Here is a 23,228-nt window from a genome sequence, read left to right as displayed (position 1 = left end):
AGGAACATCAGGATGGCTTCGGCGACCATCGGCAGGACTTCGGCTCGGCCTTCGTCGCGGAGCTCTTCTGACATGGGGGATGTGTAGAACGAAAGGTCCACGGCCACCAGTTTCCTCCATTGCTGTACGGCTGGGCGTGCCGCAGTGTGCTGAGGGGGCCGGTCGGTGGTGTGCGACCGGCCCCGGCCGGTTGTGGCTGTTACGCCTGGTCGAAGATGGCTTCGGCTGATGGGGCGGTGGCCGAGCGGGTGAGCCAGTGGTGCATGGTCTCGGGGTCGTCGCAGCTGGTGATGCGTTCGCGGGCGTCGTCGGGGATGTCGATGCCGCGCTGTTCCAGGAACATCAGGATGGCTTCGGCGACCATCGGCAGGACTTCGGCTCGGACTTCGGCCCGGCCTTCGTCACGGAGCTCTTCCGACATGGGCGATGTGAAGAACGAAAGGTCCACGGCCACCAGTTTCCTCCATTGCTGTGCGGCTGGGCGCGTGCCCAAGCCTTGTGCTGTCAGTTCGACGATGGGGTGAGCGATGGTTTCCGGCGTGTCCCGCAGAGCGGTGGACAGTGCCTTCAGTATCCCATCGACGGATGGATCAGCGGCGTGGGTGATGGCCGACAGAGTGGCCATCGCGAGGTCCTTGCGGGCCTGTGCCGGGTCAGTGATCACGGGCATGTTGTGCGGGCCCGCCACGAGCGGGCGGAGGGTGAGGGCGGGCCATTGGCCAGGGCCGATGGTGACGGGCCGGGAGGCCCATTCGGCGGTCGCCCGGTCCTGGCAGACGACCAGGAGCAGGGGCGGTAGCTGGTATTTGGCGTACAGGTACGACAGGTAGTACGCCCAGCTGGCGGGCTTCGCCGGGTCCTTCTTGCCCTGGGCCTCGACGGCCAGAAGAAAGGAGTCGCCGTCCTCGGTGTCGAACCGGAGCAGCGTGTCGACACGGCGTTCGACGGGCCGGGCTTCGGTGAGGTCGGTCGGCAGGACCGTGACCGAGGCGGGCGGGGCGAAGTCCAGGCCGAGTATGCGGGAGACCCCGGTGAAGAGCTCCGGATACTCCTGGAAGATCCGGTGCATCGCCTCATGCGGTGAGCTGACCATCTGATTCCTCTCGATGTCGGTGCTTGGTGGTGGTCCGGCAGTCCCGGCACACGCCTGGTTCAGGGGCGCGGAACGCCCGGTCGCAGTGCTCGCAGTTCTGGAGCGGGAGAGTTCGGAGCGGGGTGCGGAAAGGGGGCGGCGGGGGGAGCCCTGCTGTGAGGCGGTGGGCGAGGAGCCGGGCCGGGTGGCGCAGGACGTCGGCGGGGAGGCCGGTGGTCAGGGCGTGCTGTACGGCGGCGGGGCCGGCCTCCCGTTCCAGCCAGGCGGCGACTCCTGGGGCCAGCTGCTCGGCGTCGCGGGCGGAGAGCAACAGGCGAGGGTCGGTGTGGTGCAGCCCGGCCAGCAGATCGGCGGCGGTCTGGAGGAGGGACGGGGCGGGGAACCCCGGTTGCGGTACGTGCAGGGGCGCGGGCTCCCTGCGCGGCGGGCGTACGGGAGCGTCGTCGGCCGCCCGGGGAGCCGCCGGTGGTCGGCCCGGCGGACGGGGCCGTACGGGTACGAGCCGGTCGGGCGGCCTCCGCGTCGCGGCCGGCTGGTTGCAGGAGACCGTACGGGTGACGATCCGCCCGCCCGGAACCCGTTCCCGGACCCGGCGCAGATAGCCGTGGGCCTCCAGCTCCCGCAGCGCTCCGGAGATACGGGCCGACCCCTCCGGGAAGCGGGCCGTCAGGGTCTTGATGTCCACCCGGGCCCCGGTCGGCAGGGACTGGATGTGCACCGCTAACCCGATCGCCAGCAGTGATAGCTCGGCGTGCTGGGCGAGGTGGTTGCCGACGACCGTGAAGCGGGTCGTATGGCGGGAGTTGGCGTGAGTGACGCCGTACGAGTGGTGTGAGCGGTGCGCGTCGTGGGTAATGGCGGGCTCCGCGTCCGGATCGGCGGACGGGGCGGGCGCGGTCGCGCTAGGGTGCTGGGTATCCAACGGGAAGCGTCTTCTTCCTCGGTGGTCAGGCCCTCGCACTGGGATTGCCGTCCCGGCGGGGGCCGACGCATGTCTGCGGTCGTTTCTCGCGGCGAGCCTAAGTCATCCAACCCGGCCGTTTACCAGCGCAGTTGGGGATGTTCACCCGTGCGGGTGAGACCGGCCACGGGCGGGAGGGGTGGGGTTTGGCGGGGTTCTTTTCTCTCGTTCGTTTCTTGGGGGAGACCGCCCGGGGCACCGGAGCGCGGGCGCCCGTGCTCCGGTGGGAAGGTCAGCTCGGCCCAGACCGTTTTGCCTGGCGCGGGGCCGGATGAGACGCCCCACCGGTCGGCGAGGGCCTCGACCAGAACGAGCCCCCGCCCCGACTCGTCCTCCTCGGCGGCGTCGCGCCGACGCACCGGGAAACGGTCGCCGCGTGTGTCGGTGACCTCGATACGGAGAATCCCGCCGCGCTCCGTGACCGTCAGCCGGAAATCGCGCCCCTGTACGCGTCCGTGGGTCGCCGCGTTGGCGGCGAGCTCGGCGACGATATGCGCCGCCGTATCGAATTCACGTTCCCATGAACGCAGTTGCTCGACCGTGAGCAGCCGTGCGAGCCGGGCCCCTCGGCGGGTGGCGGAGAGCTGAACGCTGAATTGGCGTGTGGGGGAGGAGGTCTGGGTGGTGTGGTTCACATCACCCAGCGTGGCCAGAAGTGTGCGGGGTGAATAGGTTCCCCTGCCGTACTCGGGAATTCTGTCCCGGCGTTGTCCTGACTTGTCCCGGCTGTATCGCGTAACGCCTGGGTACGGCGGGCGTTGGACACAGTCGACACGTCGGAGGTGGGCGCGGAATGGACGATACGACAGACGTGACGGATGGGGTCGATGAACCCGGCTGGGACGTCGATCCGGACGACGAGATCGCCCCGGCCGTGGAAATGGCCGGGGCGCAGCTCAAGGCATGGCGGGAGGGCGCGGGGAAGCGGGTGGTGGAGTTCGGGCTCCTCATCGGCTACAGCGAGGACCTGATCCGCAAGATCGAGCGCGGGGCGAGGATTCCGCGCCCGGAGTACCTGGACAAGGCGGACAGCGCGCTGAACGCGGAGGGGCGGATCTCCGCCATGAAGAAGGTGATGGCGGAGGCCCGGTATCCCAAGAAGATTCGCGAGTTGGCGAAACTGGAGGCACAGGCGGTTGAACGCTCCGCCTATGGCAGCCATAACCTTCATGGGCTGCTTCAGACGGAGGAGTACGCCCGCGCGCTGATTGGAACACGTCGGCCCGCCCACTCGCCGGACGAGGTGGAACGTGGGGTGGCGGCACGGGTAGCCCGGCAGTCGCTATTCGAGCGCTCGCCCGCTCCCGAGCTGAGCTTCATCCAGGAAGAGGTGACGCTCCGCCGCCCGATCGGGGGCAGAATGGTGTTGCGTCGACAGCTCGAACGCCTCTTGGAGGTGGCCCAGTTGCGAAACGTCGAGATCCAGGTGATGCCGACCGCCGCTAACGGGCATGCTGGTATGGACGGCGCGATCGAGGTGCTGAAGTTCGGTGATGGCACGGCGGTGGGGCGCTGCGAGGGCGAGTTCAACGGCCGCCCGGTCTCCGACCCCAAACAGCTCCGGATCATCGAACTGCGGTATGGCATCATCCGGGGCCAGGCTCTCACCCCTCGGGAGTCGATGGCCTTCATCGAGCAAGTGCTGGGAGAGACATGAGCCTCAAGCCCTCTGCCGGGAACGGTTCCGCGCTGGAGTGGTTCAAGAGCAGCTACAGCAACAGCAGCAACATCAACGACTGTGTCGAGGTCGCCTGGTACAAGAGCAGCTACAGCGACAGTAACGAGATCGACTCGTGCGTCGAAGTTGCCTGGGCCAAGAGCAGCCACAGCGACAGCAGTAACGGCAACGACTGCGTCGAAGTAGCCTCCACCCCCTCCTGCGACACCGTCCACATCCGTGACTCCAAGGACAAGCAGGGCCCCCAGCTCGGCTTCACCCCGAGCGCCTGGTCCGACTTCGTCGCCCACACCTCCCTCACCCCCTGACCGCTCCGCAGCCGACACCCCGATGCCCACGGCCATCCAGCCGTGGGCATCCGCGTGTCCGGATCAGTGCTCTCTGTCCACAACCCCCGGGTAATGTCCTCAGATCAACTAACGGGGAGGGGGCTCGTCCATGTCCTGGGACGAGTGGGAGCAGATCAAGCTCAATCAGTTACCCGCCGACTCCGGCCCGGCCGTCAGCGCGGTCACCGGCGGGGTGAAGTCCAGCCAGCGGGCGTGGCTCGCGGCCGGTGACGGAGTGGGGGCCTTACGCGGGAGGGTCCGTACCGCGCTGGGGAAGCTGGAGGACGGCCAGTCCGGCCTCGGGGACCCGGACGGCTGTCTCAGCGCGGCGGCGCAGAAGGAGTTATACGCCTCCTGGAAGACCTACGCAGAGAACGTCGGCAAGCGCTGCGCAAGCCTTCAGAAGATTCTGGAGCGGGTCGGGCACGAGCAGCTCATGACCGATGCGGGCGTCCAGGCCGAGATCGACCGTGTTCGATTGGCGTACGCCGACACGGACGCGGTCGGCGGCGGCCCGCAGCAGGGCCGGTGACGGGGGAGTGGACCTCAAGACCCTCAAGGCTCTGAAGCCCGCCGAGTACGAGTCCGCCGCAGACGGGTACCGGGCCCTCGCGGACATGGCCCAGGCCGCCAAGGACCATATAGAGGGAACCGTGGCCGCCGGGATGCGGGAGCCCCTGGAAGGGCAGGCGGCGGACGCGGCGCAGGGCGAGCTGCGCGAGCTGGCCGGGAACTTTCAGTACACCCGGACCGAGTGCGGTGTGATCAGCACCGCCCTGAACGGCCTCGCCTTCGACCTCGCCGCCGCCCAGCGGAAGCTGGAGGCCGCCCTCGCCGACGCGCGGGCCCAGGGCTTCACCGTGAATCCCGACGGGGCCGTGGCGTATCCGCCGGGGCCGGACAAGACCGACGGCAAGATCCCCGAGGGCGGCGCGACCGGAGGCCACGGCACGCCCCAGGCCCAGGGCATCGGCCGCCAGATCGCCGGCCTGAACCCGAACCCGTACGCGGCCCGTGCCCAGGACATCGCCGACCGTGTCGCCGGCGCGCTGGCCCAGGCCACCGCCGCCGACGAGAAATGGGCACCCCAGCTGCGCGCCCTCAAGGCAGACGACGACCTGACCGTCTCCGCCCGGGACTGGGCGGACGCCGGCTCCGACACCGCCGGGGTACGGGCCGCCGCCGACCCCTACCTCGACACGATCAAGGGGCCGCCGAAGGAGGGGACGCCCGCCGAGAACGCCGAGTGGTGGAGAGGGCTGTCCGACGAGGAGCGGGACGCGCAGATCGCGATGAACCCGGCGAGCGTCGGGGCGCTGAACGGCCTCCCGGCCGATGTGCGGGATGAGGCGAACCGCGCGGTGCTCGCCCAGAAGCAGGGGCAATTTCAGGTCGCTTTGGACGCCCTGCCGCCGCCACCCGCGAACAAATACACCTGGATCAGGAGCGGCATGGTGCCGTCCCGGGTGTACACCGAGGAGTACATGGACTGGCACCGGAAATACGGCGACGAGCACGAGCAGCTCACCCGGTCGCTCAAGGGTATGCAGAGCATCGAGGACCGGTTCGACGCGACCGGGGTCGAAGGGCTGCCCGAGGCGTATCTGCTCGGTTTCAGCGCCGAGGGCAACGGCCGGGCGATCGTCGCCAACGGGAACCCCGACACGGCCGACCACACGGCGGTCTATGTGCCCGGGACGACCTCCAATCTTGGAGGCATCGGCGGCGACATCACTCGTATGACGAACCTTTGGCAGGAGGCTTCTGACGCAGCTGCTGGTGGTTCGGTCTCCACAATTACGTGGCTCGGCTACGACGCCCCCCAGAAGATCGGCCGGGATGCGCCATTCAGTCATTACGCCGACGACGGGGCACCGGTGTTCAACCAGTTCCTCAACGGTCTCGACGCCTCCAGGGCCGTCGATACCCCGGGCCACACGACCGCCATCGGCCATTCGTATGGCACGACCCTCATCGGATCAGCCGCCCGGCAGGGCGATCTCAACGCGGACGACCTGGTCTTCGCGGGCAGTCCGGGTGTCCAGGTGGGCTACGCGCATCAGCTGGACGTGCCCGAGGGACGCGTCTGGAACCAGGAAGCCCCCAAGGACGCAGTGCCGGACGCCGGCCGCTACGGCCACGGTGGCAGCCAATGGCGGCTGGGCGGCGGTGTAGGGATCATCCCGAGCGATGAGTCGTTCGGCGCGAACCAAATGGCCACGGACACCGAAGGACACAGTGACTACTGGAAAGCCGGCACCACCAGCCTGTGGAACCAAGCTCAGGTCGTGGCGGGACAACACGGGGATGTGGAGCTTGAAGACTAAACAGCGGGCCGTGGTCCTCCCCCTCGCCCTGGCCCTCGCCTCGATCACAGGATGCGGTATGGACGACTCCGGACAGTCAGGCAGCTCTGTGCCCGCAGCGGGCACCAAGAGCCTCGATGACGCCACCAACGACACTCAGCGGGTCTCCAGCGACCTCTTGGACCTCATCAAGGTCAAGGGGAAGGCGTCCGAGCCCGGTCCCAGAGTCAGCGAGTGCGGCGATGGGAAGGACCGGGAGAAGTACTTTCAGATGCGCCACCCCTGGAGCCTCACCCCGGCCTCCGGCGACGAGCTCGCGGGCGTCATGGAGCGCCTTAAGGGCGAGCTGCCGGAGCACGGATGGAAGATCGTCCACTATGAGCGCGACTCCAGCCGGAACAAGAACCTCCGCCTGACCGCCGACCACGACGAGCGGAAGTTCAGCGTCAGCATCGTCCATCTGGCGAAAAACGAGAAGCCGAAACTCTCTGTGACCGTCGTTTCAGGCTGCTACCAGGTCCCGGAGGGTCAGCGGGTCGACCGCTACTGAGCGCCCCACCTCACCCATATGCCCGATACGAGCGCCTTGCCCCTCCGGCAAGGCGCTCTCGGTTTGATCGTCGTCACGCCCGGGGTACTCTCTACGGCTCGATTAGCCAGGTCATGCCCCCGTGTGGCAGACTAACCGGGTTGCTCGGTTGAGTGCCGATGCTGCGCGCCTCCCGCCGGGAGGACCGGAAGCGAGTCCCACAGTACTCGTCGCCCTATCTGCCGTAAGGCAGCGCTGGGGCGGACGTACGGGAATCTTCCGGGAAGTGTCAGCGGGGTACCGACCAGGCACCTCGGTGGGTGTTCTTCCCCCGATGCGCGGGCCAGGCCCGCACCCCCTTGGTTGGGAAATCCTTCGGGATATCTACGTAGAGGGAGTGCGACACGCCCGACCGCGTGGGTCGGAGAAGAGCGCAGGACCCATCCGGGTGCCAGAGCGTGTAATCGAGAGACAGGACTACGAGGTAGCCATGGCGGGACAGAAGATCCGCATCCGGCTCAAGGCCTACGACCACGAGGTCATCGACTCTTCGGCGAAGAAGATCGTCGAGACGGTGACCCGCACTGGTGCGTCGGTCGCGGGCCCGGTGCCGCTGCCCACTGAGAAGAACGTGTACTGCGTCATCAAGTCGCCGCACAAGTACAAGGACTCGCGCGAGCACTTCGAGATGCGCACGCACAAGCGCCTGATCGACATTCTCGACCCGACGCCCAAGACCGTTGACTCGCTGATGCGCCTGGACCTTCCGGCCGGCGTTGACATCGAGATCAAGCTCTGAGAGGCACGGAAGAGATGGCAAAGCAGATCAAGGGCGTCCTGGGCGAGAAGCTCGGCATGACCCAGGTCTGGGACGAGAACAACCGTGTCGTCCCGGTGACCGTCGTCAAGGCCGGGCCCTGCGTCGTTACCCAGGTCCGTACGAATGACTCCGACGGCTACGAGTCGGTCCAGATCGCCTTCGGCGAGATCGACCCTCGCAAGGTGAACAAGCCCCTCAAGGGCCACTTCGCCAAGGCCGACGTGACCCCCCGCCGCCACCTGGTGGAGCTCCGCACCTCCGACGCCAGCGAGTACACGCTCGGCCAGGAGATCACCGCCGCTGTGTTCGAGTCCGGCGTCAAGGTTGACGTCACGGGCAAGAGCAAGGGCAAGGGCTTCGCCGGTGTCATGAAGCGTCACAACTTCAAGGGCCTCGGCGCCGGTCACGGCACCCAGCGCAAGCACCGCTCGCCCGGTTCCATCGGTGGCTGCGCCACCCCTGGCCGCGTGTTCAAGGGCCTCCGTATGGCTGGCCGCATGGGCAACGAGCGGGTCACCACCCAGAACCTGACCGTTCACGCCGTTGACGCGGAGAAGGGCCTGCTGCTCATCAAGGGCGCGGTTCCTGGTCCCAACGGCGGCCTGGTCCTGGTCCGCACTGCGGCCAAGGGGGCCTGAGGACTATGAGCACCATTGACATTCTGTCGCCCGCGGGCGACAAGACCGGGACCCTTGAGCTCCCGGCCGACATCTTCGACGCCAAGGTCAGCGTCCCGCTGATCCACCAGGTCGTCGTCGCGCAGCTGGCCGCTGCCCGTCAGGGCACGCACAAGACCAAGACGCGTGGCGAGGTCCGTGGTGGTGGCAAGAAGCCTTACCGCCAGAAGGGCACCGGCCGCGCCCGTCAGGGCTCGACCCGCGCTCCGCAGTTCGCCGGCGGTGGCGTGGTCCACGGACCCGTGCCGCGCGACTACTCGCAGCGGACCCCGAAGAAGATGAAGGCCGCCGCTCTGCGTGGCGCCCTCACCGACCGGGCCCGCAACTCGCGTATCCACGTCGTCACCGGCGTGGTCGAGGGCGACGTCTCCACCAAGGCCGCCAAGACGCTGTTCGGCAAGATCTCGGAGCGCAAGAACCTGCTCCTGGTCGTCGAGCGCTCCGACGAGGCCGCGTGGCTGTCCGCCCGCAACCTGCCCCAGGTGCACATCCTGGAGCCGGGCCAGCTGAACACGTACGACGTGATCCGCTCCGAGGACGTTCTCTTCACTCAGGGCGCCTTCGAGACCTTCGTGTCTGGCCCCAAGGCCGATGAGACCGAAGGGAGCGACGCCTGATGTCTGAGGCGACCGTCACCAGCAAGACCTTCGCGGACCCGCACGACATCCTCGTCAAGCCGGTTGTTTCCGAGAAGAGCTACGCGCTGCTCGACGAGAACAAGTACACGTTCATCGTCGACCCGCGTGCCAACAAGACTCAGATCAAGCAGGCCATTGAAACGGTCTTCTCGGTCAAGGTCACCGGGGTCAACACGATCAACCGGCAGGGCAAGCGCAAGCGCACCCGCACCGGTTTCGGCAAGCGCGCCAACACCAAGCGCGCCATCGTGACCCTTGCCGAGGGCAACCGTATCGACATCTTCGGCCAGGCCTCCTAACGGAGCGCCCTGGTCCGAATATCGGACGAGGACTGAGAAATGGGTATCCGCAAGTACAAGCCGACGACTCCGGGCCGTCGTGGCTCCAGCGTCGCCGACTTCGTCGAGATCACGCGGTCCACGCCGGAGAAGTCGCTGGTCCGCCCTCTGCACAGCAAGGGTGGCCGTAACAACACCGGTCGTGTGACTGTCCGTCACCAGGGTGGTGGCCACAAGCGCGCCTACCGCGTGATCGACTTCCGTCGTCACGACAAGGACGGCGTGCCGGCCAAGGTCGCTCACATCGAGTACGACCCCAACCGCACCGCGCGCATCGCTCTTCTGCACTACGCGGACGGCGAGAAGCGCTACATCATCGCGCCGCGTAACCTGTCGCAGGGCGACCGTGTCGAGAACGGTCCGACCGCCGACATCAAGCCCGGTAACAACCTGGCGCTGCGCAACATCCCGGTCGGTACGACCATCCACGCCATCGAGCTGCGGCCCGGCGGCGGCGCGAAGTTCGCCCGCTCCGCCGGCGCCTCCGTACAGCTGCTGGCGAAGGAGGGCACCATGGCCCACCTTCGTATGCCGTCCGGTGAGATCCGTCTGGTCGACGTCCGCTGCCGCGCCACCATTGGCGAGGTCGGCAACGCCGAGCAGTCGAACATCAACTGGGGCAAGGCCGGCCGCCTGCGCTGGAAGGGCGTTCGCCCGACCGTCCGCGGTGTCGCGATGAACCCGGTTGACCACCCGCACGGTGGTGGTGAGGGCAAGACCTCCGGTGGTCGCCACCCGGTCAGCCCGTGGGGTCAGAAGGAGGGTCGTACTCGTTCTCCCAAGAAGGCGAGCAGCAAGTACATCGTCCGCCGCCGCAAGACGAACAAGAAGCGCTAGGAGCGGGTTTAGATGCCGCGCAGTCTCAAGAAGGGGCCCTTCGTCGACGACCACCTGATCAAGAAGGTGGACGTACAGAACGAAGCAGGCACCAAGAACGTCATCAAGACCTGGTCCCGTCGATCGATGATCGTCCCGGCAATGCTGGGCCACACCATCGCGGTGCACAACGGCAAGATCCATGTCCCGGTGTTCGTCACCGAGTCGATGGTCGGCCACAAGCTCGGTGAGTTCTCGCCGACTCGCACCTTCCGCGGCCACGTCAAGGACGACCGGAAGTCGAAGCGCCGCTAAGGCGGGGTGTGACCGATCATGACAGACACTGAAGGGACAACCATGGAAGCCAGGGCCCAGGCGCGGTACATCCGCGTCACGCCCATGAAGGCCCGCCGCGTGGTGGACCTCATCCGTGGCATGGATGCCACGGAGGCTCAGGCGGTCCTGCGTTTCGCCCCGCAGGCCGCGAGCGTGCCGGTGGGCAAGGTGCTGGACAGCGCCATTGCCAACGCCGCGCACAACTACGACCACAGTGACGCCTCCACGCTGATCATCAGCGAGGCGTACGTGGATGAGGGCCCGACCCTGAAGCGGTTCCGGCCGCGCGCCCAGGGTCGCGCCTACCGGATCCGTAAGCGGACCAGCCACATCACCGTGGTCGTCAGCAGCAAGGAAGGAACCCGGTAATGGGCCAGAAGGTTAACCCGCATGGGTTCCGGCTCGGTATCACCACGGACTTCAAGTCCCGCTGGTACGCCGACAAGCTGTACAAGGACTACGTCAAGGAAGACGTCGCCATCCGTCGGATGCTGACGTCCGGCATGGAGCGCGCCGGCATCTCGAAGGTTGAGATCGAGCGCACCCGTGACCGCGTCCGTGTGGACATCCACACCGCTCGTCCGGGCATTGTCATCGGTCGCCGTGGCGCCGAGGCCGACAAGATCCGCGGCAAGCTGGAGAAGCTGACCGGCAAGCAGGTCCAGCTGAACATCCTTGAGGTCAAGAACCCCGAGGTCGACGCTCAGCTGGTGGCCCAGGCCGTCGCCGAGCAGCTGTCCTCGCGTGTCTCCTTCCGCCGCGCCATGCGTAAGAGCATGCAGTCGGCCATGAAGGCGGGCGCCAAGGGCATCAAGATCCAGTGTGGTGGCCGTCTCGGCGGCGCCGAGATGTCCCGCTCGGAGTTCTACCGCGAGGGCCGTGTGCCGCTGCACACGCTCCGCGCGAACGTCGAGTACGGCTTCTTCGAGGCCAAGACCACCTTCGGCCGTATCGGCGTGAAGGTCTGGATCTACAAGGGCGACGTCAAGAACATCGCCGAGGTCCGCGCCGAGAACGCTGCCGCCCGTGCCGGCAACCGTCCGGCCCGTGGCGGTTCCGACCGCCCGGCCGGCCGTGGTGGCCGCGGTGGCGAGCGTGGCGGTCGCGGTCGTAAGCCGCAGCAGAACGCCGCTGCCGAGGCCCCCAAGGCCGACGCCGCTGCCGCTGCTCCGGCTGAGAGCACCGGAACGGAGGCCTGACCGACATGCTGATCCCCCGTAGGGTCAAGCACCGCAAGCAGCACCACCCCAAGCGCAGCGGAATGTCCAAGGGTGGTACGCAGGTCGCGTTCGGCGAGTACGGCATTCAGGCCCTCACTCCGGCGTACGTGACCAACCGCCAGATCGAGGCGGCGCGTATTGCGATGACCCGCCACATCAAGCGTGGCGGCAAGGTCTGGATCAACATCTACCCGGACCGCCCGCTGACCAAGAAGCCCGCCGAGACCCGCATGGGTTCCGGTAAGGGTTCCCCGGAGTGGTGGATCGCGAACGTCAAGCCCGGTCGGGTGATGTTCGAGCTCTCCTACCCGAACGAGAAGATTGCTCGTGAGGCGCTTACCCGCGCTGCTCACAAGCTTCCGATGAAGTGCCGCATCGTTCGGCGCGAGGCAGGTGAGGCGTGATGTCGGCCGGAACCAAGGCGTCCGAGCTGCGCGAGCTGGGCGGCGAGGAGCTTGTGAACAAGCTCCGCGAGGCCAAGGAAGAGCTGTTCAACCTCCGCTTCCAGGCGGCGACCGGGCAGCTTGAGAACCACGGTCGGCTTAAGGCCGTCCGTAAGGACATCGCCCGGATCTACACCCTGATGCGTGAGCGCGAGCTCGGCATCGAGACGGTGGAGAGCGCCTGATGAGCGAGAGCAACGTGACTGAAGAGAAGACCGAGCGCGGATTCCGCAAGACCCGCGAGGGTCTGGTCGTCAGCGACAAGATGGACAAGACCGTCGTCGTCGCCGTTGAGGACCGTGTGAAGCACGCGCTGTACGGCAAGGTCATCCGCCGTACGAACAAGCTCAAGGCTCACGACGAGCAGAACGCCGCGGGCGTCGGCGACCGTGTCCTCCTCATGGAGACCCGGCCGCTGTCCGCGACGAAGCGCTGGCGCGTCGTCGAGATCCTCGAGAAGGCCAAGTAAGGAAATTCCCGTCAGGGAATTCCCGCGAGACTCAGCCTGAGGGGTTTCCCTCAGGTCGGTTCCGCCAGGCTCCGGGGGGCCGTTCACACGGCCCCCCGGGGAACCGGCAGACAAACAGGAGATAGACGTGATCCAGCAGGAGTCGCGACTGCGCGTCGCCGACAACACTGGTGCCAAGGAGATCCTTTGCATCCGTGTTCTCGGTGGCTCGGGTCGCCGCTACGCGGGCATCGGTGACGTCATCGTCGCCACCGTCAAGGACGCGATCCCCGGTGGCAACGTGAAGAAGGGTGACGTCGTCAAGGCGGTCATCGTTCGCACCGTCAAGGAGCGCCGCCGCCAGGACGGCTCGTACATCCGCTTCGACGAGAACGCCGCTGTCATTCTCAAGAACGACGGCGACCCTCGCGGCACCCGTATCTTCGGCCCCGTGGGCCGTGAGCTGCGCGAGAAGAAGTTCATGAAGATCATCTCGCTCGCGCCGGAGGTGCTGTAAGCATGAAGATCAAGAAGGGCGACCTGGTTCAGGTCATCACCGGTAAGGACAAGGGCAAGCAGGGCAAGGTCATTCAGGCCTTCCCCCGCGAGGACCGTGTTCTGGTCGAGGGTGTCAACCGGGTCAAGAAGCACACCAAGGCCGGTCAGACCGCTCGTGGTTCTCAGACCGGCGGGATCATCACCACCGAAGCCCCTGTTCACGTGAGCAATGTTCAGCTCGTCGTGGAGAAGGACGGCAAGAAGGTCGTGACCCGCGTCGGTTACCGCTTCGACGACGAGGGCAACAAGATCCGCGTTGCCAAGCGGACGGGTGAGGACATCTGATGGCTACCACCACCACTCCGCGTCTCAAGACGAAGTACCGCGAGGAGATCGCGGGCAAGCTGCTTGAAGAGTTCTCCTACGAGAACGTCATGCAGGTTCCCGGCCTCGTCAAGATCGTGGTCAACATGGGTGTGGGCGACGCCGCCCGCGACTCCAAGCTGATCGATGGTGCCATCAAGGACCTCACCACGATCACCGGCCAGAAGCCGGCCGTCACCAAGGCCCGTAAGTCCATCGCGCAGTTCAAGCTGCGTGAGGGCCAGCCGATCGGTGCCCACGTCACACTCCGTGGCGACCGCATGTGGGAGTTCCTGGACCGCACCCTGTCGCTCGCGCTTCCGCGCATCCGCGACTTCCGTGGTCTGTCCCCCAAGCAGTTCGACGGCCGTGGCAACTACACCTTCGGTCTCACGGAGCAGGTCATGTTCCACGAGATCGACCAGGACAAGATCGACCGCGTCCGGGGTATGGACATCACCGTGGTCACCACGGCGACCAACGACGCTGAGGGCCGCGCGCTCCTCCGTCACCTCGGCTTCCCGTTCAAGGAGGCGTGAGCCGTGGCGAAGAAGGCTCTCATTGCCAAGGCCGCCCGCAAGCCCAAGTTCGGCGTGCGTGCGTACACGCGCTGCCAGCGTTGCGGTCGTCCCCACTCCGTGTACCGCAAGTTCGGCCTGTGCCGTGTGTGCCTTCGTGAGATGGCTCACCGCGGCGAGCTGCCGGGCGTGACCAAGAGCTCCTGGTAGTTCCCTACTCGGGAACGACCGGAGTCTCTCGGTAAGCAGAGGGTTGGCGGAGGCCCATCGCTCCATGGCTTAGGCTAGGAGGGTTGGGCGTCCGCCGCCCGTACGACTTACTACGCCGTAGGTCCCCGCGCCGCACCCGTCCCGCCCCTGTGTGGGGAGAGGGATGGCGCATACAGGAAACCCCGGCGAGAGAGGCCGAAGGCCAATTCATGACCATGACTGATCCCATCGCAGACATGCTGACGCGTCTGCGTAACGCGAACTCGGCGTACCACGACTCCGTCGTGATGCCGCACAGCAAGATCAAGTCGCACATCGCGGAGATCCTCCAGCAGGAGGGCTTCATCACGGGCTGGAAGGTCGAGGACGCCGAGGTCGGCAAGAACCTCGTCCTGGAGCTCAAGTTCGGCCCGAACCGTGAGCGCTCCATCGCGGGCATCAAGCGGATCTCGAAGCCGGGTCTCCGGGTTTACGCGAAGTCCACCAACCTGCCCAAGGTTCTCGGCGGCCTCGGCGTGGCGATCATCTCCACGTCCCACGGCCTCCTGACCGGCCAGCAGGCGCAGAAGAAGGGCGTGGGTGGGGAAGTCCTCGCCTACGTCTGGTAGTCGGGAACGGAGGAAAAGCCAATGTCGCGTATCGGCAAGCTCCCCATTCAGGTTCCCGCCGGTGTGGACGTCACCATCGATGGCCGCACGGTCGCGGTGAAGGGGCCCAAGGGCTCTCTCACTCACACCGTCGCCGCGCCGATCGAGATCGTTAAGGGTGAGGACGGCGTTCTGAACGTCTCCCGTCCGAACGACGAGCGTCAGAACAAGGCCCTTCACGGCCTGTCCCGCACGCTGGTGGCGAACATGATCACCGGTGTGACCCAGGGGTACACGAAGGCGCTCGAAATCAGCGGTGTCGGTTACCGCGTCGCCGCGAAGGGCTCCAACCTGGAGTTCCAGCTCGGTTACAGCCACTCGATCCTGGTGGAGGCGCCCGAGGGCATCTCCTTCAAGGTCGAGTCGCCGACCAAGTTCTCGGTCGAGGGCATCGACAAGCAGAAGGTCGGCGAGGTCGCCGCGAACATCCGCAAGCTGCGTAAGCCCGACCCGTACAAGGCCAAGGGCGTCAAGTACGCGGGCGAGGTCATCCGCCGCAAGGTCGGAAAGGCGGGTAAGTAAGCCATGGCATACGGTGTCAAGATTGCTAAGGGCGACGCGTACAAGCGCGCCGCCATCAAGCGACGCCATATCCGCGTCCGCAAGCACGTCTCCGGTACGCCGGAGCGTCCGCGCCTGGTCGTGACGCGTTCCAACCGCAACATCGTGGCTCAGGTCATCGACGACATCGCGGGCCACACGCTCGCGTCGGCGTCGACCCTGGACGTCTCGATCCGCGGTGGCGAGGGCGACAAGAGCGCCCAGGCCAAGCAGGTCGGCGCCCTGGTCGCTGAGCGCGCCAAGGCCGCCGGCGTCGAGGCTGTCGTGTTCGACCGTGGTGGCAACAGGTACGCCGGGCGCATTGCCGCTCTGGCTGACGCCGCCCGCGAAGCCGGGCTGAAGTTCTAAGCCCCGGTTCCGGGACTAACGGACGTAACAGAGAGAGGTAAATCCAATGGCTGGACCCCAGCGCCGCGGAAGCGGTGCCGGTGGCGGCGAGCGGCGGGACCGGAAGGGCCGTGACGGCGGCGCAGCTGCCGCCGAGAAGACCGCGTACGTTGAGCGCGTCGTCGCGATCAACCGCGTCGCCAAGGTTGTCAAGGGTGGTCGTCGCTTCAGCTTCACCGCGCTGGTCGTGGTGGGCGACGGTGACGGCACCGTGGGTGTCGGTTACGGCAAGGCCAAGGAGGTGCCGGCCGCCATCGCCAAGGGTGTTGAGGAGGCCAAGAAGCACTTCTTCAAGGTCCCCCGTATCCAGGGCACCATCCCGCACCCCATCCAGGGTGAGAAGGCTGCGGGCGTCGTCCTGCTGAAGCCTGCTTCCCCCGGTACCGGTGTTATCGCCGGTGGCCCGGTGCGCGCCGTTCTGGAGTGCGCCGGCGTTCACGACATCCTGTCGAAGTCGCTCGGCTCCGACAACGCGATCAACATCGTGCACGCGACCGTGGCGGCCCTCAAGGGCCTGCAGCGTCCCGAGGAGATCGCGGCTCGCCGTGGTCTGCCCCTTGAGGACGTCGCCCCCGCGGCTCTCCTCCGTGCGCGTGCGGGAGCGGGTGCGTAATGGCCCGCCTCAAGATCACGCAGACGAAGTCGTACATCGGTAGCAAGCAGAACCACCGCGACACCCTGCGTTCGCTTGGGCTGAAGAGGCTCAACGACGTGGTTGTCAAGGAGGACCGCCCCGAGTTCCGCGGCATGGTGCACACCGTCCGCCACCTCGTGACGGTTGAGGAGGTCGACTGATCATGGCGGAGAACAACCCGCTGAGGGTCCACAACCTCCGTCCTGCCCCGGGCGCCAAGACCGCCAAGACCCGTGTGGGTCGTGGTGAGGCGTCCAAGGGTAAGACCGCTGGTCGTGGAACCAAGGGCACCAAGGCCCGTTACCAGGTTCCGGAGCGCTTCGAGGGCGGGCAGATGCCCCTCCACATGCGCCTCCCGAAGCTCAAGGGCTTCAAGAACCCGTTCCGTACCGAGTACCAGGTGGTCAACCTGGAGAAGCTCGCCGCGCTCTACCCCGAGGGTGGAGAGGTCACGGTGGCCGATCTGGTCGCCAAGGGTGCGGTTCGTAAGAACCATCTCGTCAAGGTCCTGGGCCAGGGCGAGGTCTCCGTGGCGCTGCAGGTGACGGTCGACGCCGTCTCCGGCTCCGCCAAGGAGAAGATCGCCGCCGCTGGCGGCACCGTCACCGAGCTCGTCTGAGACCAGTTCAGTGGCTGAAAGCTGAAACATCCGACCGGGGATGCCCTCTCAAATGGGGCATCCCCGGTTGGTCGTTCCAAGGGGGGCACCGTCGCCGGTAAGGTGGCGTGCACTGTTGCTGTAAAGATGCGGGGGTTCTGCCCTCGTGCCGTGGGGTCCGCTACCACCGGGGCCGTGCGGATTGTCTGACTCGTATCCGTCGATCCTCAAGACCGTCACCTCTGACGCAGTAGCGCGGGGGTCGCAGGAGGCACCGTGCTCACCGCGTTCGCCCGGGCGTTCAAGACGCACGACCTGCGCAAGAAGCTGCTCTTCACGCTCGACATCATCGTCCTGTACCGGATTGGGTCACACATCCCCATTCCGGGCGTCGATTACCAGAACGTTCAGTTCTGCGTCAAACAGGCTTCTGAGAACAACAACAGCCTGTTCGGCCTGGTGAATATGTTCAGCGGCGGGGCGCTGCTGCAGATCACCATCTTCGCGCTGGGCATCATGCCGTACATCACGGCGAGCATCATCCTGCAGCTGCTGACCGTGGTCATTCCGCGGCTGGAGGCCCTCAAGAAGGAGGGCCAGTCCGGAACCGCGAAGATTACGCAGTACACCCGTTATCTGACGGTCGCCCTCGCTGTGCTCCAGGGCACCGGCCTGGTGGCGACCGCCCGTAGCGGTGCGCTCTTCAGCGGCTGTGCGGTCGCCAGGGAGATCGTCCCGGACCGATCCATCTACACCACTGTCGTCATGGTGATCACCATGACCGCGGGCACCGCCGCCGTGATGTGGCTCGGTGAGCTGATCACCGACCGCGGCATCGGCAACGGCATGTCGATCCTGATGTTCATCTCCATCGCCGCCGGTTTCCCGGGCGCGCTGTGGGCCATCAAGGAGAGCGGCACGCTCGCCCAGGGCTGGATCGAGTTCGGCACGGTCATTCTGATCGGCTTCGTGATGGTGGGCCTCGTCGTCTTCGTGGAGCAGGCTCAGCGCCGTATCCCAGTCCAGTACGCCAAGCGCATGATCGGACGCCGCTCCTACGGGGGCACGTCCACCTACATCCCGCTCAAGGTGAACCAGGCGGGCGTCATCCCCGTCATCTTCGCCTCGTCGCTGCTGTACATTCCGGCGCTGGTGGCGCAGTTCTCCAGTGGTACGTCCGGGTGGAAGACCTTTATCGAGTCGTACTTCGTCAAGGGCGACCACCCCTACTACATCACCGCCTACTTCCTCCTGATCGTGTTCTTCGCGTTCTTCTACGTGGCTATCTCGTTCAACCCCGAGGAAGTCGCGGACAACATGAAGAAGTATGGTGGGTTCATCCCGGGAATCCGGGCTGGTCGACCTACTGCCGAGTATCTGAGCTATGTGCTCAACCGGATCACTTGGCCGGGCTCGCTGTACCTGGGTCTGATTGCTCTTGTTCCGACGATGGCGTTGGCGGGCTTCGGAGGCGCGAACCAGAACTTCCCGTTCGGCGGGACGAGCATCCTCATCATCGTGGGTGTGGGTCTGGAGACCGTGAAGCAGATCGAGAGCCAGCTCCAGCAGCGCAATTACGAAGGGTTCCTCCGCTGATGCGAATCGTCCTCGTCGGACCACCCGGTGCCGGCAAGGGAACGCAGGCCGCGTACCTTGCCGAGAACCTGTCGATCCCGCACATCTCCACGGGCGACCTTTTCCGCGCCAACATCAGCCAAGGCACCGACCTCGGTCGGAAAGCCAAGGCGTACATGGACGCGGGAGAGCTGGTGCCCGATGAGGTCACCATCGGCATGGCCAAGGACCGGATGGAAAGGCCGGACGCCGAGAACGGCTTCCTGCTCGACGGCTTCCCGCGCAATGTCTCGCAGGCCGAGGCGCTCGACGCGATGCTGAAGTCCGAGGGCATGACGCTGGACGCGGTGCTGGACCTGGAGGTCCCCGAGGACGAGGTCGTGAAGCGGATCGCGGGTCGCCGTATCTGCCGCAACGACTCCAGTCATGTCTTCCATGTGACGTACTCGGCGCCGAAGACCGAAGGCGTCTGCGACGTCTGCGGCGGCGATCTGTACCAGCGGGACGACGACTCCGAGGACACCGTCCGCAAGCGTCTGGAGGTCTACCACACCCAGACCGAGCCGATCATCGACTACTACCGGGGCCAGGGCCTCGTGGTGACGATCTCGGCGCTGGGCAAGGTCACCGATGTGACCGGGCGGGCGATGGACGCACTGAAGAAGGCCTGACCGGCCCGATCGGTATACGCTGTACGGCCGCGCTGCCTCCGGGCATCGCGGCCGTACGCATGAGGCGGGCCCGACCGGTCCCGCCTCATAATCGAGTGACCACAGCGGAGCGCCACAGCTCCGCGAGAGCGGCGGCCGTGCAGCCGCACAGAGGGGCAGGCAGGGCCATGGTGCAGATCAAAACCCCGGAGCAGATCGCGAAGATGCGCGAGGCGGGGCTGGTCGTGGCCGCGATCCACGCCGCGACCCGGGCCGCCGCCGTGCCGGGCGCCACCACCAAGGACCTGGACGAGGTCTCCCGCAAGGTGATCTCCGACCACGGCGCGAAGTCGAACTTCCTGGGGTACGGCGGGTTCCCCGCCACCATCTGCACCTCGGTCAACGAGGTCGTCGTCCACGGCATCCCCGATGAGAAGACCGTCCTCAAGGACGGCGACATCCTCTCCATCGACGCCGGTGCGATCATCGACGGCTGGCACGGGGACGCCGCCTTCACCGTCTTCGTGGGCACCGGCCACGCCCCGGAGCTGATCGAGCTCTCCCGGGTGACCGAGGAGTCCATGTGGGCCGGCATCGCCGCGATGAAGACCGGCAACCGGCTGGTGGACGTCTCCCGGGCGATCGAGACCTACATCCGCCGGCAGCCCAAGCCGGGCGGCGGCCGGTACGGGATCATCGAGGACTACGGCGGCCACGGCATCGGCACCGAGATGCACATGGACCCGCATCTGCTGAACTACGTCACTCGTAAGCGCGGCAAGGGCCCGAAGCTGGTGCCCGGCTTCTGTCTGGCGATCGAGCCGATGGTCTCGCTCGGCACCCCCGAGACCGAGGTGCTCTCCGACGACTGGACCGTCATCACGACCGACGGCACCTGGTCCTCGCACTGGGAGCACTCGGTGGCGGTGACGGAGGAGGGTCCGCTGGTGCTCACCGCGCCGGACTGCGGCAAGGCGAAGCTCGCGGAGCTGGGGATCACGGCGGCGCCGGACCCGCTGGGGTGAGCGCTGGGGCGCCTTCGGGCGCCCATGGCCCCCCCCACTGGCGCCCTCGGGTGTCCGGAAAGGCCCGGAATCCGCTGCGTAAGGATCTCCCCGAGTGGGCAGATACCCCGGATTCGTCTTTTCGGATGGCCTGACGTAGACTGATGCGTCGGCTCTCGTGTACCCGTGTGTCCGCACACGGCGGCGGGAGTCGATCAAGGTAGCCGATTCGAAGGGCGAAGCGTGGCCAAGAAGCAAGGTGCCATCGAGATCGAGGGCACCGTGATCGAGTCCCTCCCGAACGCGATGTTCAAGGTGGAGCTTCAGAACGGTCACAAGGTCCTCGCGCACATCTCCGGCAAGATGCGGATGCATTACATCCGTATCCTCCCGGACGACAGGGTCGTGGTGGAGCTGTCTCCGTACGACCTGACGCGTGGCCGGATCGTCTACCGGTACAAGTAGATCTTGTCGCGCCTCCTTAATCCGAGGCGTCGGCACTGACCCGGAGAACCTCACATCCCATGAAGGTCAAGCCGAGCGTCAAGAAGATCTGCGACAAGTGCAAGGTGATCCGCCGTCACGGCCGGGTCATGGTCATCTGCGACAACCTGCGCCACAAGCAGCGCCAGGGCTGACGCACGCCAACCTGCACTTCCGCAGTTCGTCGCGCGACGCGAGCAATACGTACATACGCAGAGCCCGCCCAACCCGACAAGGGTCGGCGACACCTCCGGCGGGGGCCGGGGACCCGGACGTACCACTCCGTTCTCTCGGAGTCGGCGGTCGGGACAGGCTCTGTGGAAGACCCCCGAAAACACAGGAGCCGTTGAATGGCACGCGTTTCCGGTGTCGACATCCCGCGCGAAAAGCGTGTGGAGATCGCACTCACCTACGTCTTCGGTATCGGGCGCACCCGGTCCAAGGAGATCCTCGCCTCGACCGGCGTGAACCCGAACACCCGCGTTCGTGACCTGGCCGAAGACGACCTGGTCAAGATCCGCGAGTACGTGGACGCCAACCTCCGCACCGAGGGTGACCTCCGCCGCGAGATCCAGGCCGACATCCGCCGCAAGGTCGAGATCGGCTGCTACCAGGGTCTGCGCCACCGTCGCGGCCTGCCGGTCCACGGCCAGCGCACCAGCACGAACGCTCGTACCCGCAAGGGCCCGCGTCGCGCCATCGCCGGCAAGAAGAAGCCGGGCAAGAAGTAGTCCTCAGCGGACGCTGCGGGACAGCGGGGGTCATCCCCCGGGACACCGCACAGCCAGCGGTCTTCGCTGTAGGACCGACCACCTCCCGTAGGAGATAAAGAGATGCCCCCCAAGGGTCGTCAGGGCGCTGCCAAGAAGGTGCGCCGCAAGGAAAAGAAGAACGTCGCTCACGGCCACGCGCACATCAAGAGCACGTTCAACAACACCATCATCTCGATCACGGACCCGTCCGGCAACGTGATCTCCTGGGCCTCCGCCGGCCACGTCGGCTTCAAGGGCTCGCGCAAGTCCACCCCCTTCGCCGCGCAGATGGCCGCCGAGTCGGCCGCCCGCCGCGCGCAGGAGCACGGCATGCGCAAGGTCGACGTCTTCGTCAAGGGTCCCGGCTCCGGCCGTGAGACCGCGATCCGCTCCCTCCAGGCCACCGGCCTTGAGGTCGGCTCGATCCAGGACGTCACCCCCACGCCGCACAACGGCTGCCGTCCCCCGAAGCGCCGCCGCGTCTGACGCGGGGACGGTGAGGCGGTGCGTCTGACGCACGCCTCATCCGGGTGTTCCGGGCGGTACGGCCTTCTCAGGCCGTGCCGCCCGTACCCTTGTAAGACATATGTCGGGCGTCAAATAGCGGGCGCCCCCGACTGAAGGACAGATACACATGCTGATCGCTCAGCGCCCCTCGCTGACCGAAGAGGTCGTCGACGAGTACCGCTCCCGGTTCGTGATCGAGCCGCTGGAGCCCGGCTTCGGCTACACCCTCGGCAACTCCCTGCGCCGTACGCTCCTCTCCTCGATCCCGGGTGCGGCGGTCACGTCCATCCGCATCGACGGCGTCCTGCACGAGTTCACCACCGTGCCGGGTGTCAAGGAGGACGTCACCGACCTCATCCTCAACATCAAGCAGCTGGTCGTCTCCTCGGAGCACGACGAGCCCGTCGTGATGTACCTGCGCAAGCAGGGCCCCGGCCTGGTCACCGCCGCCGACATCGCGCCCCCGGCCGGCGTCGAGGTGCACAACCCGGACCTGGTCCTCGCCACCCTGAACGGCAAGGGCAAGCTGGAGATGGAGCTGACCGTCGAGCGCGGTCGCGGCTATGTCTCCGCCGTCCAGAACAAGCAGGTGGGCCAGGAGATCGGCCGTATCCCGGTCGACTCCATCTACTCCCCGGTGCTCAAGGTCACCTACAAGGTCGAGGCGACCCGAGTCGAGCAGCGCACCGACTTCGACAAGCTGATCGTCGACGTCGAGACCAAGCAGGCGATGCGCCCGCGTGACGCCATGGCCTCCGCCGGCAAGACCCTGGTCGAGCTGTTCGGTCTCGCCCGCGAGCTGAACATCGACGCCGAGGGCATCGACATGGGCCCGTCCCCCACGGACGCCGCCCTCGCCGCCGATCTCGCGCTGCCGATCGAGGAGCTGGAGCTCACCGTCCGCTCCTACAACTGCCTCAAGCGTGAGGGCATCCACTCCGTGGGCGAGCTCGTCGCCCGCTCCGAGGCGGACCTGCTCGACATCCGCAACTTCGGCGCCAAGTCGATCGACGAGGTCAAGGCGAAGCTGGCCGGCATGGGCCTGGCGCTCAAGGACAGCCCGCCCGGATTCGACCCGACCGCCGCCGCCGACGCCTTCGGCGCCGACGACGACGCGGACGCCGGTTTCGTGGAGACCGAGCAGTACTGAGCCCCCGGCTCAGCTGATCTTTCCCGGGGCGTCCGCCCCGGGGGAACTGACACCGGTAC

At 66.5% G+C, this 23,228-nt stretch carries 37 protein-coding genes; 34 read left to right on the top strand and 3 right to left on the bottom strand.

Going from position 1 to position 23,228, the window contains the following annotated elements; all coding sequences use genetic code 11:
* Positions 1–199: 199 nt before the first annotated feature.
* The 3 genes from FF041_RS28595 to FF041_RS28585 all read right to left on the bottom strand — a co-directional run bounded on the left by FF041_RS28595 (position 200) and on the right by FF041_RS28585 (position 2,689).
* The gene (locus FF041_RS28595; protein ID WP_153525490.1) at positions 200–1,093 is read right to left on the bottom strand and encodes a hypothetical protein; all 894 of its coding nucleotides are present in this window, start codon (positions 1,091–1,093) and stop codon (positions 200–202) included.
* A complete protein-coding gene (locus FF041_RS28590) occupies positions 1,074–2,015 on the bottom strand; it encodes a helix-turn-helix domain-containing protein (RefSeq protein ID WP_153525489.1) in 942 nt (313 codons plus the stop codon). The genes FF041_RS28595 and FF041_RS28590 overlap by 20 nt, the downstream gene beginning before the upstream one ends.
* A 119-nt stretch (positions 2,016–2,134) precedes the next feature.
* Complete coding sequence (locus tag FF041_RS28585) at positions 2,135–2,689, bottom strand: ATP-binding protein (RefSeq protein WP_323392979.1); 555 nt, start codon at positions 2,687–2,689, stop codon at positions 2,135–2,137.
* A 158-nt stretch (positions 2,690–2,847) separates the two neighbouring features.
* Between FF041_RS28585 and FF041_RS28580 the strand changes: the two genes are divergently transcribed.
* The 34 genes from FF041_RS28580 (at position 2,848) to FF041_RS28410 (ending at position 23,169) form a co-directional block, all read left to right on the top strand.
* A complete protein-coding gene (locus tag FF041_RS28580) occupies positions 2,848–3,711 on the top strand; it encodes a helix-turn-helix domain-containing protein (protein WP_153525487.1) in 864 nt (287 codons plus the stop codon).
* The gene (locus FF041_RS28575; RefSeq protein WP_153525486.1) at positions 3,708–4,040 is read left to right on the top strand and encodes a DUF397 domain-containing protein; all 333 of its coding nucleotides are present in this window, start codon (positions 3,708–3,710) and stop codon (positions 4,038–4,040) included. The genes FF041_RS28580 and FF041_RS28575 overlap by 4 nt, the downstream gene beginning before the upstream one ends.
* 130 nt (positions 4,041–4,170) lie before the next feature.
* Positions 4,171–4,593 (top strand): hypothetical protein, encoded by a 423-nt coding sequence (locus tag FF041_RS28570; RefSeq protein ID WP_153525485.1) that lies wholly within the window; start codon positions 4,171–4,173, stop codon positions 4,591–4,593.
* Between the two features lie 7 nt (positions 4,594–4,600).
* Positions 4,601–6,388 (top strand): alpha/beta hydrolase, encoded by a 1,788-nt coding sequence (locus FF041_RS28565; RefSeq protein WP_323392976.1) that lies wholly within the window; start codon positions 4,601–4,603, stop codon positions 6,386–6,388.
* Positions 6,378–6,917, top strand: a complete 540-nt coding sequence (locus FF041_RS28560; RefSeq protein ID WP_228388683.1) for a hypothetical protein — start codon at positions 6,378–6,380, stop codon at positions 6,915–6,917. The genes FF041_RS28565 and FF041_RS28560 overlap by 11 nt, the downstream gene beginning before the upstream one ends.
* Before the next feature lie 469 nt (positions 6,918–7,386).
* Complete coding sequence (gene rpsJ, locus FF041_RS28555; protein ID WP_003948644.1) at positions 7,387–7,695, top strand: 30S ribosomal protein S10; 309 nt, start codon at positions 7,387–7,389, stop codon at positions 7,693–7,695.
* Positions 7,696–7,709: 14 nt separating this feature from the next.
* Complete coding sequence (gene rplC / locus FF041_RS28550) at positions 7,710–8,354, top strand: 50S ribosomal protein L3 (protein WP_153486756.1); 645 nt, start codon at positions 7,710–7,712, stop codon at positions 8,352–8,354.
* A 5-nt stretch (positions 8,355–8,359) separates the two neighbouring features.
* A complete protein-coding gene (gene rplD / locus FF041_RS28545; RefSeq protein WP_153525483.1) occupies positions 8,360–9,010 on the top strand; it encodes a 50S ribosomal protein L4 in 651 nt (216 codons plus the stop codon).
* On the top strand, positions 9,010–9,330 hold the full coding sequence (rplW, locus tag FF041_RS28540; protein ID WP_153486753.1) for a 50S ribosomal protein L23: 321 nt from the start codon (positions 9,010–9,012) through the stop codon (positions 9,328–9,330). Before rplD ends, rplW begins: the two co-directional genes overlap by 1 nt.
* Positions 9,331–9,369: 39 nt before the next feature.
* Positions 9,370–10,206 (top strand): 50S ribosomal protein L2, encoded by an 837-nt coding sequence (gene rplB, locus FF041_RS28535; protein ID WP_153486752.1) that lies wholly within the window; start codon positions 9,370–9,372, stop codon positions 10,204–10,206.
* Positions 10,207–10,218: 12 nt separating this feature from the next.
* The gene (gene rpsS / locus FF041_RS28530) at positions 10,219–10,500 is read left to right on the top strand and encodes a 30S ribosomal protein S19 (protein WP_030351437.1); all 282 of its coding nucleotides are present in this window, start codon (positions 10,219–10,221) and stop codon (positions 10,498–10,500) included.
* 42 nt (positions 10,501–10,542) lie between these two features.
* Entirely contained in the window at positions 10,543–10,890 is a 348-nt protein-coding gene (gene rplV, locus FF041_RS28525; RefSeq protein WP_153486751.1) for a 50S ribosomal protein L22, read from the top strand.
* Positions 10,890–11,720 (top strand): 30S ribosomal protein S3, encoded by an 831-nt coding sequence (rpsC, locus tag FF041_RS28520; RefSeq protein WP_153486749.1) that lies wholly within the window; start codon positions 10,890–10,892, stop codon positions 11,718–11,720. Before rplV ends, rpsC begins: the two co-directional genes overlap by 1 nt.
* A gap of 5 nt (positions 11,721–11,725) precedes the next feature.
* On the top strand, positions 11,726–12,145 hold the full coding sequence (gene rplP, locus FF041_RS28515; RefSeq protein ID WP_072485538.1) for a 50S ribosomal protein L16: 420 nt from the start codon (positions 11,726–11,728) through the stop codon (positions 12,143–12,145).
* Entirely contained in the window at positions 12,145–12,369 is a 225-nt protein-coding gene (gene rpmC / locus FF041_RS28510) for a 50S ribosomal protein L29 (RefSeq protein ID WP_153486748.1), read from the top strand. The genes rplP and rpmC overlap by 1 nt, the downstream gene beginning before the upstream one ends.
* Positions 12,369–12,653, top strand: coding sequence for a 30S ribosomal protein S17 (rpsQ, locus tag FF041_RS28505; RefSeq protein ID WP_153486747.1), 285 nt, complete (start codon positions 12,369–12,371; stop codon positions 12,651–12,653). Before rpmC ends, rpsQ begins: the two co-directional genes overlap by 1 nt.
* A gap of 127 nt (positions 12,654–12,780) precedes the next feature.
* A complete protein-coding gene (rplN, locus tag FF041_RS28500) occupies positions 12,781–13,149 on the top strand; it encodes a 50S ribosomal protein L14 (protein WP_003956455.1) in 369 nt (122 codons plus the stop codon).
* 2 nt (positions 13,150–13,151) lie between these two features.
* On the top strand, positions 13,152–13,475 hold the full coding sequence (gene rplX / locus FF041_RS28495; protein WP_153486745.1) for a 50S ribosomal protein L24: 324 nt from the start codon (positions 13,152–13,154) through the stop codon (positions 13,473–13,475).
* Positions 13,475–14,032, top strand: a complete 558-nt coding sequence (gene rplE / locus FF041_RS28490) for a 50S ribosomal protein L5 (RefSeq protein WP_153525482.1) — start codon at positions 13,475–13,477, stop codon at positions 14,030–14,032. The genes rplX and rplE overlap by 1 nt, the downstream gene beginning before the upstream one ends.
* A gap of 3 nt (positions 14,033–14,035) precedes the next feature.
* Entirely contained in the window at positions 14,036–14,221 is a 186-nt protein-coding gene (locus FF041_RS28485) for a type Z 30S ribosomal protein S14 (RefSeq protein WP_003956452.1), read from the top strand.
* A gap of 209 nt (positions 14,222–14,430) precedes the next feature.
* The gene (rpsH, locus tag FF041_RS28475) at positions 14,431–14,829 is read left to right on the top strand and encodes a 30S ribosomal protein S8 (protein WP_005313538.1); all 399 of its coding nucleotides are present in this window, start codon (positions 14,431–14,433) and stop codon (positions 14,827–14,829) included.
* A 21-nt stretch (positions 14,830–14,850) separates the two neighbouring features.
* Entirely contained in the window at positions 14,851–15,390 is a 540-nt protein-coding gene (rplF, locus tag FF041_RS28470; protein WP_153525481.1) for a 50S ribosomal protein L6, read from the top strand.
* A 3-nt stretch (positions 15,391–15,393) separates the two neighbouring features.
* Complete coding sequence (gene rplR / locus FF041_RS28465) at positions 15,394–15,777, top strand: 50S ribosomal protein L18 (protein ID WP_153486742.1); 384 nt, start codon at positions 15,394–15,396, stop codon at positions 15,775–15,777.
* 46 nt (positions 15,778–15,823) lie between these two features.
* The gene (rpsE, locus tag FF041_RS28460; RefSeq protein ID WP_005313527.1) at positions 15,824–16,429 is read left to right on the top strand and encodes a 30S ribosomal protein S5; all 606 of its coding nucleotides are present in this window, start codon (positions 15,824–15,826) and stop codon (positions 16,427–16,429) included.
* Positions 16,429–16,611 (top strand): 50S ribosomal protein L30, encoded by a 183-nt coding sequence (gene rpmD, locus FF041_RS28455; protein WP_005313525.1) that lies wholly within the window; start codon positions 16,429–16,431, stop codon positions 16,609–16,611. The genes rpsE and rpmD overlap by 1 nt, the downstream gene beginning before the upstream one ends.
* A 2-nt stretch (positions 16,612–16,613) precedes the next feature.
* The gene (rplO, locus tag FF041_RS28450) at positions 16,614–17,069 is read left to right on the top strand and encodes a 50S ribosomal protein L15 (RefSeq protein WP_153486741.1); all 456 of its coding nucleotides are present in this window, start codon (positions 16,614–16,616) and stop codon (positions 17,067–17,069) included.
* Positions 17,070–17,324: 255 nt separating this feature from the next.
* The gene (secY, locus tag FF041_RS28445; RefSeq protein ID WP_323392969.1) at positions 17,325–18,644 is read left to right on the top strand and encodes a preprotein translocase subunit SecY; all 1,320 of its coding nucleotides are present in this window, start codon (positions 17,325–17,327) and stop codon (positions 18,642–18,644) included.
* The gene (locus FF041_RS28440) at positions 18,644–19,294 is read left to right on the top strand and encodes an adenylate kinase (RefSeq protein WP_153525480.1); all 651 of its coding nucleotides are present in this window, start codon (positions 18,644–18,646) and stop codon (positions 19,292–19,294) included. Before secY ends, FF041_RS28440 begins: the two co-directional genes overlap by 1 nt.
* A 167-nt stretch (positions 19,295–19,461) precedes the next feature.
* Positions 19,462–20,298, top strand: coding sequence for a type I methionyl aminopeptidase (gene map / locus FF041_RS28435; RefSeq protein ID WP_153486739.1), 837 nt, complete (start codon positions 19,462–19,464; stop codon positions 20,296–20,298).
* 222 nt (positions 20,299–20,520) lie between these two features.
* On the top strand, positions 20,521–20,742 hold the full coding sequence (infA, locus tag FF041_RS28430; RefSeq protein ID WP_003956442.1) for a translation initiation factor IF-1: 222 nt from the start codon (positions 20,521–20,523) through the stop codon (positions 20,740–20,742).
* Between the two features lie 59 nt (positions 20,743–20,801).
* On the top strand, positions 20,802–20,915 hold the full coding sequence (rpmJ, locus tag FF041_RS28425; protein ID WP_003956441.1) for a 50S ribosomal protein L36: 114 nt from the start codon (positions 20,802–20,804) through the stop codon (positions 20,913–20,915).
* 195 nt (positions 20,916–21,110) lie between these two features.
* Positions 21,111–21,491 (top strand): 30S ribosomal protein S13, encoded by a 381-nt coding sequence (gene rpsM / locus FF041_RS28420; RefSeq protein WP_153486738.1) that lies wholly within the window; start codon positions 21,111–21,113, stop codon positions 21,489–21,491.
* 102 nt (positions 21,492–21,593) lie between these two features.
* Positions 21,594–21,998, top strand: a complete 405-nt coding sequence (gene rpsK, locus FF041_RS28415; protein WP_042165126.1) for a 30S ribosomal protein S11 — start codon at positions 21,594–21,596, stop codon at positions 21,996–21,998.
* Positions 21,999–22,146: 148 nt separating this feature from the next.
* Positions 22,147–23,169, top strand: a complete 1,023-nt coding sequence (locus tag FF041_RS28410) for a DNA-directed RNA polymerase subunit alpha (RefSeq protein ID WP_003956430.1) — start codon at positions 22,147–22,149, stop codon at positions 23,167–23,169.
* Positions 23,170–23,228 lie beyond the last annotated feature (59 nt).

This window comes from Streptomyces jumonjinensis, from assembly GCF_009600885.1.
Lineage (GTDB): Bacteria > Actinomycetota > Actinomycetes > Streptomycetales > Streptomycetaceae > Streptomyces > Streptomyces jumonjinensis.
This window is presented reverse-complemented; position numbering and strand designations above follow the sequence as displayed.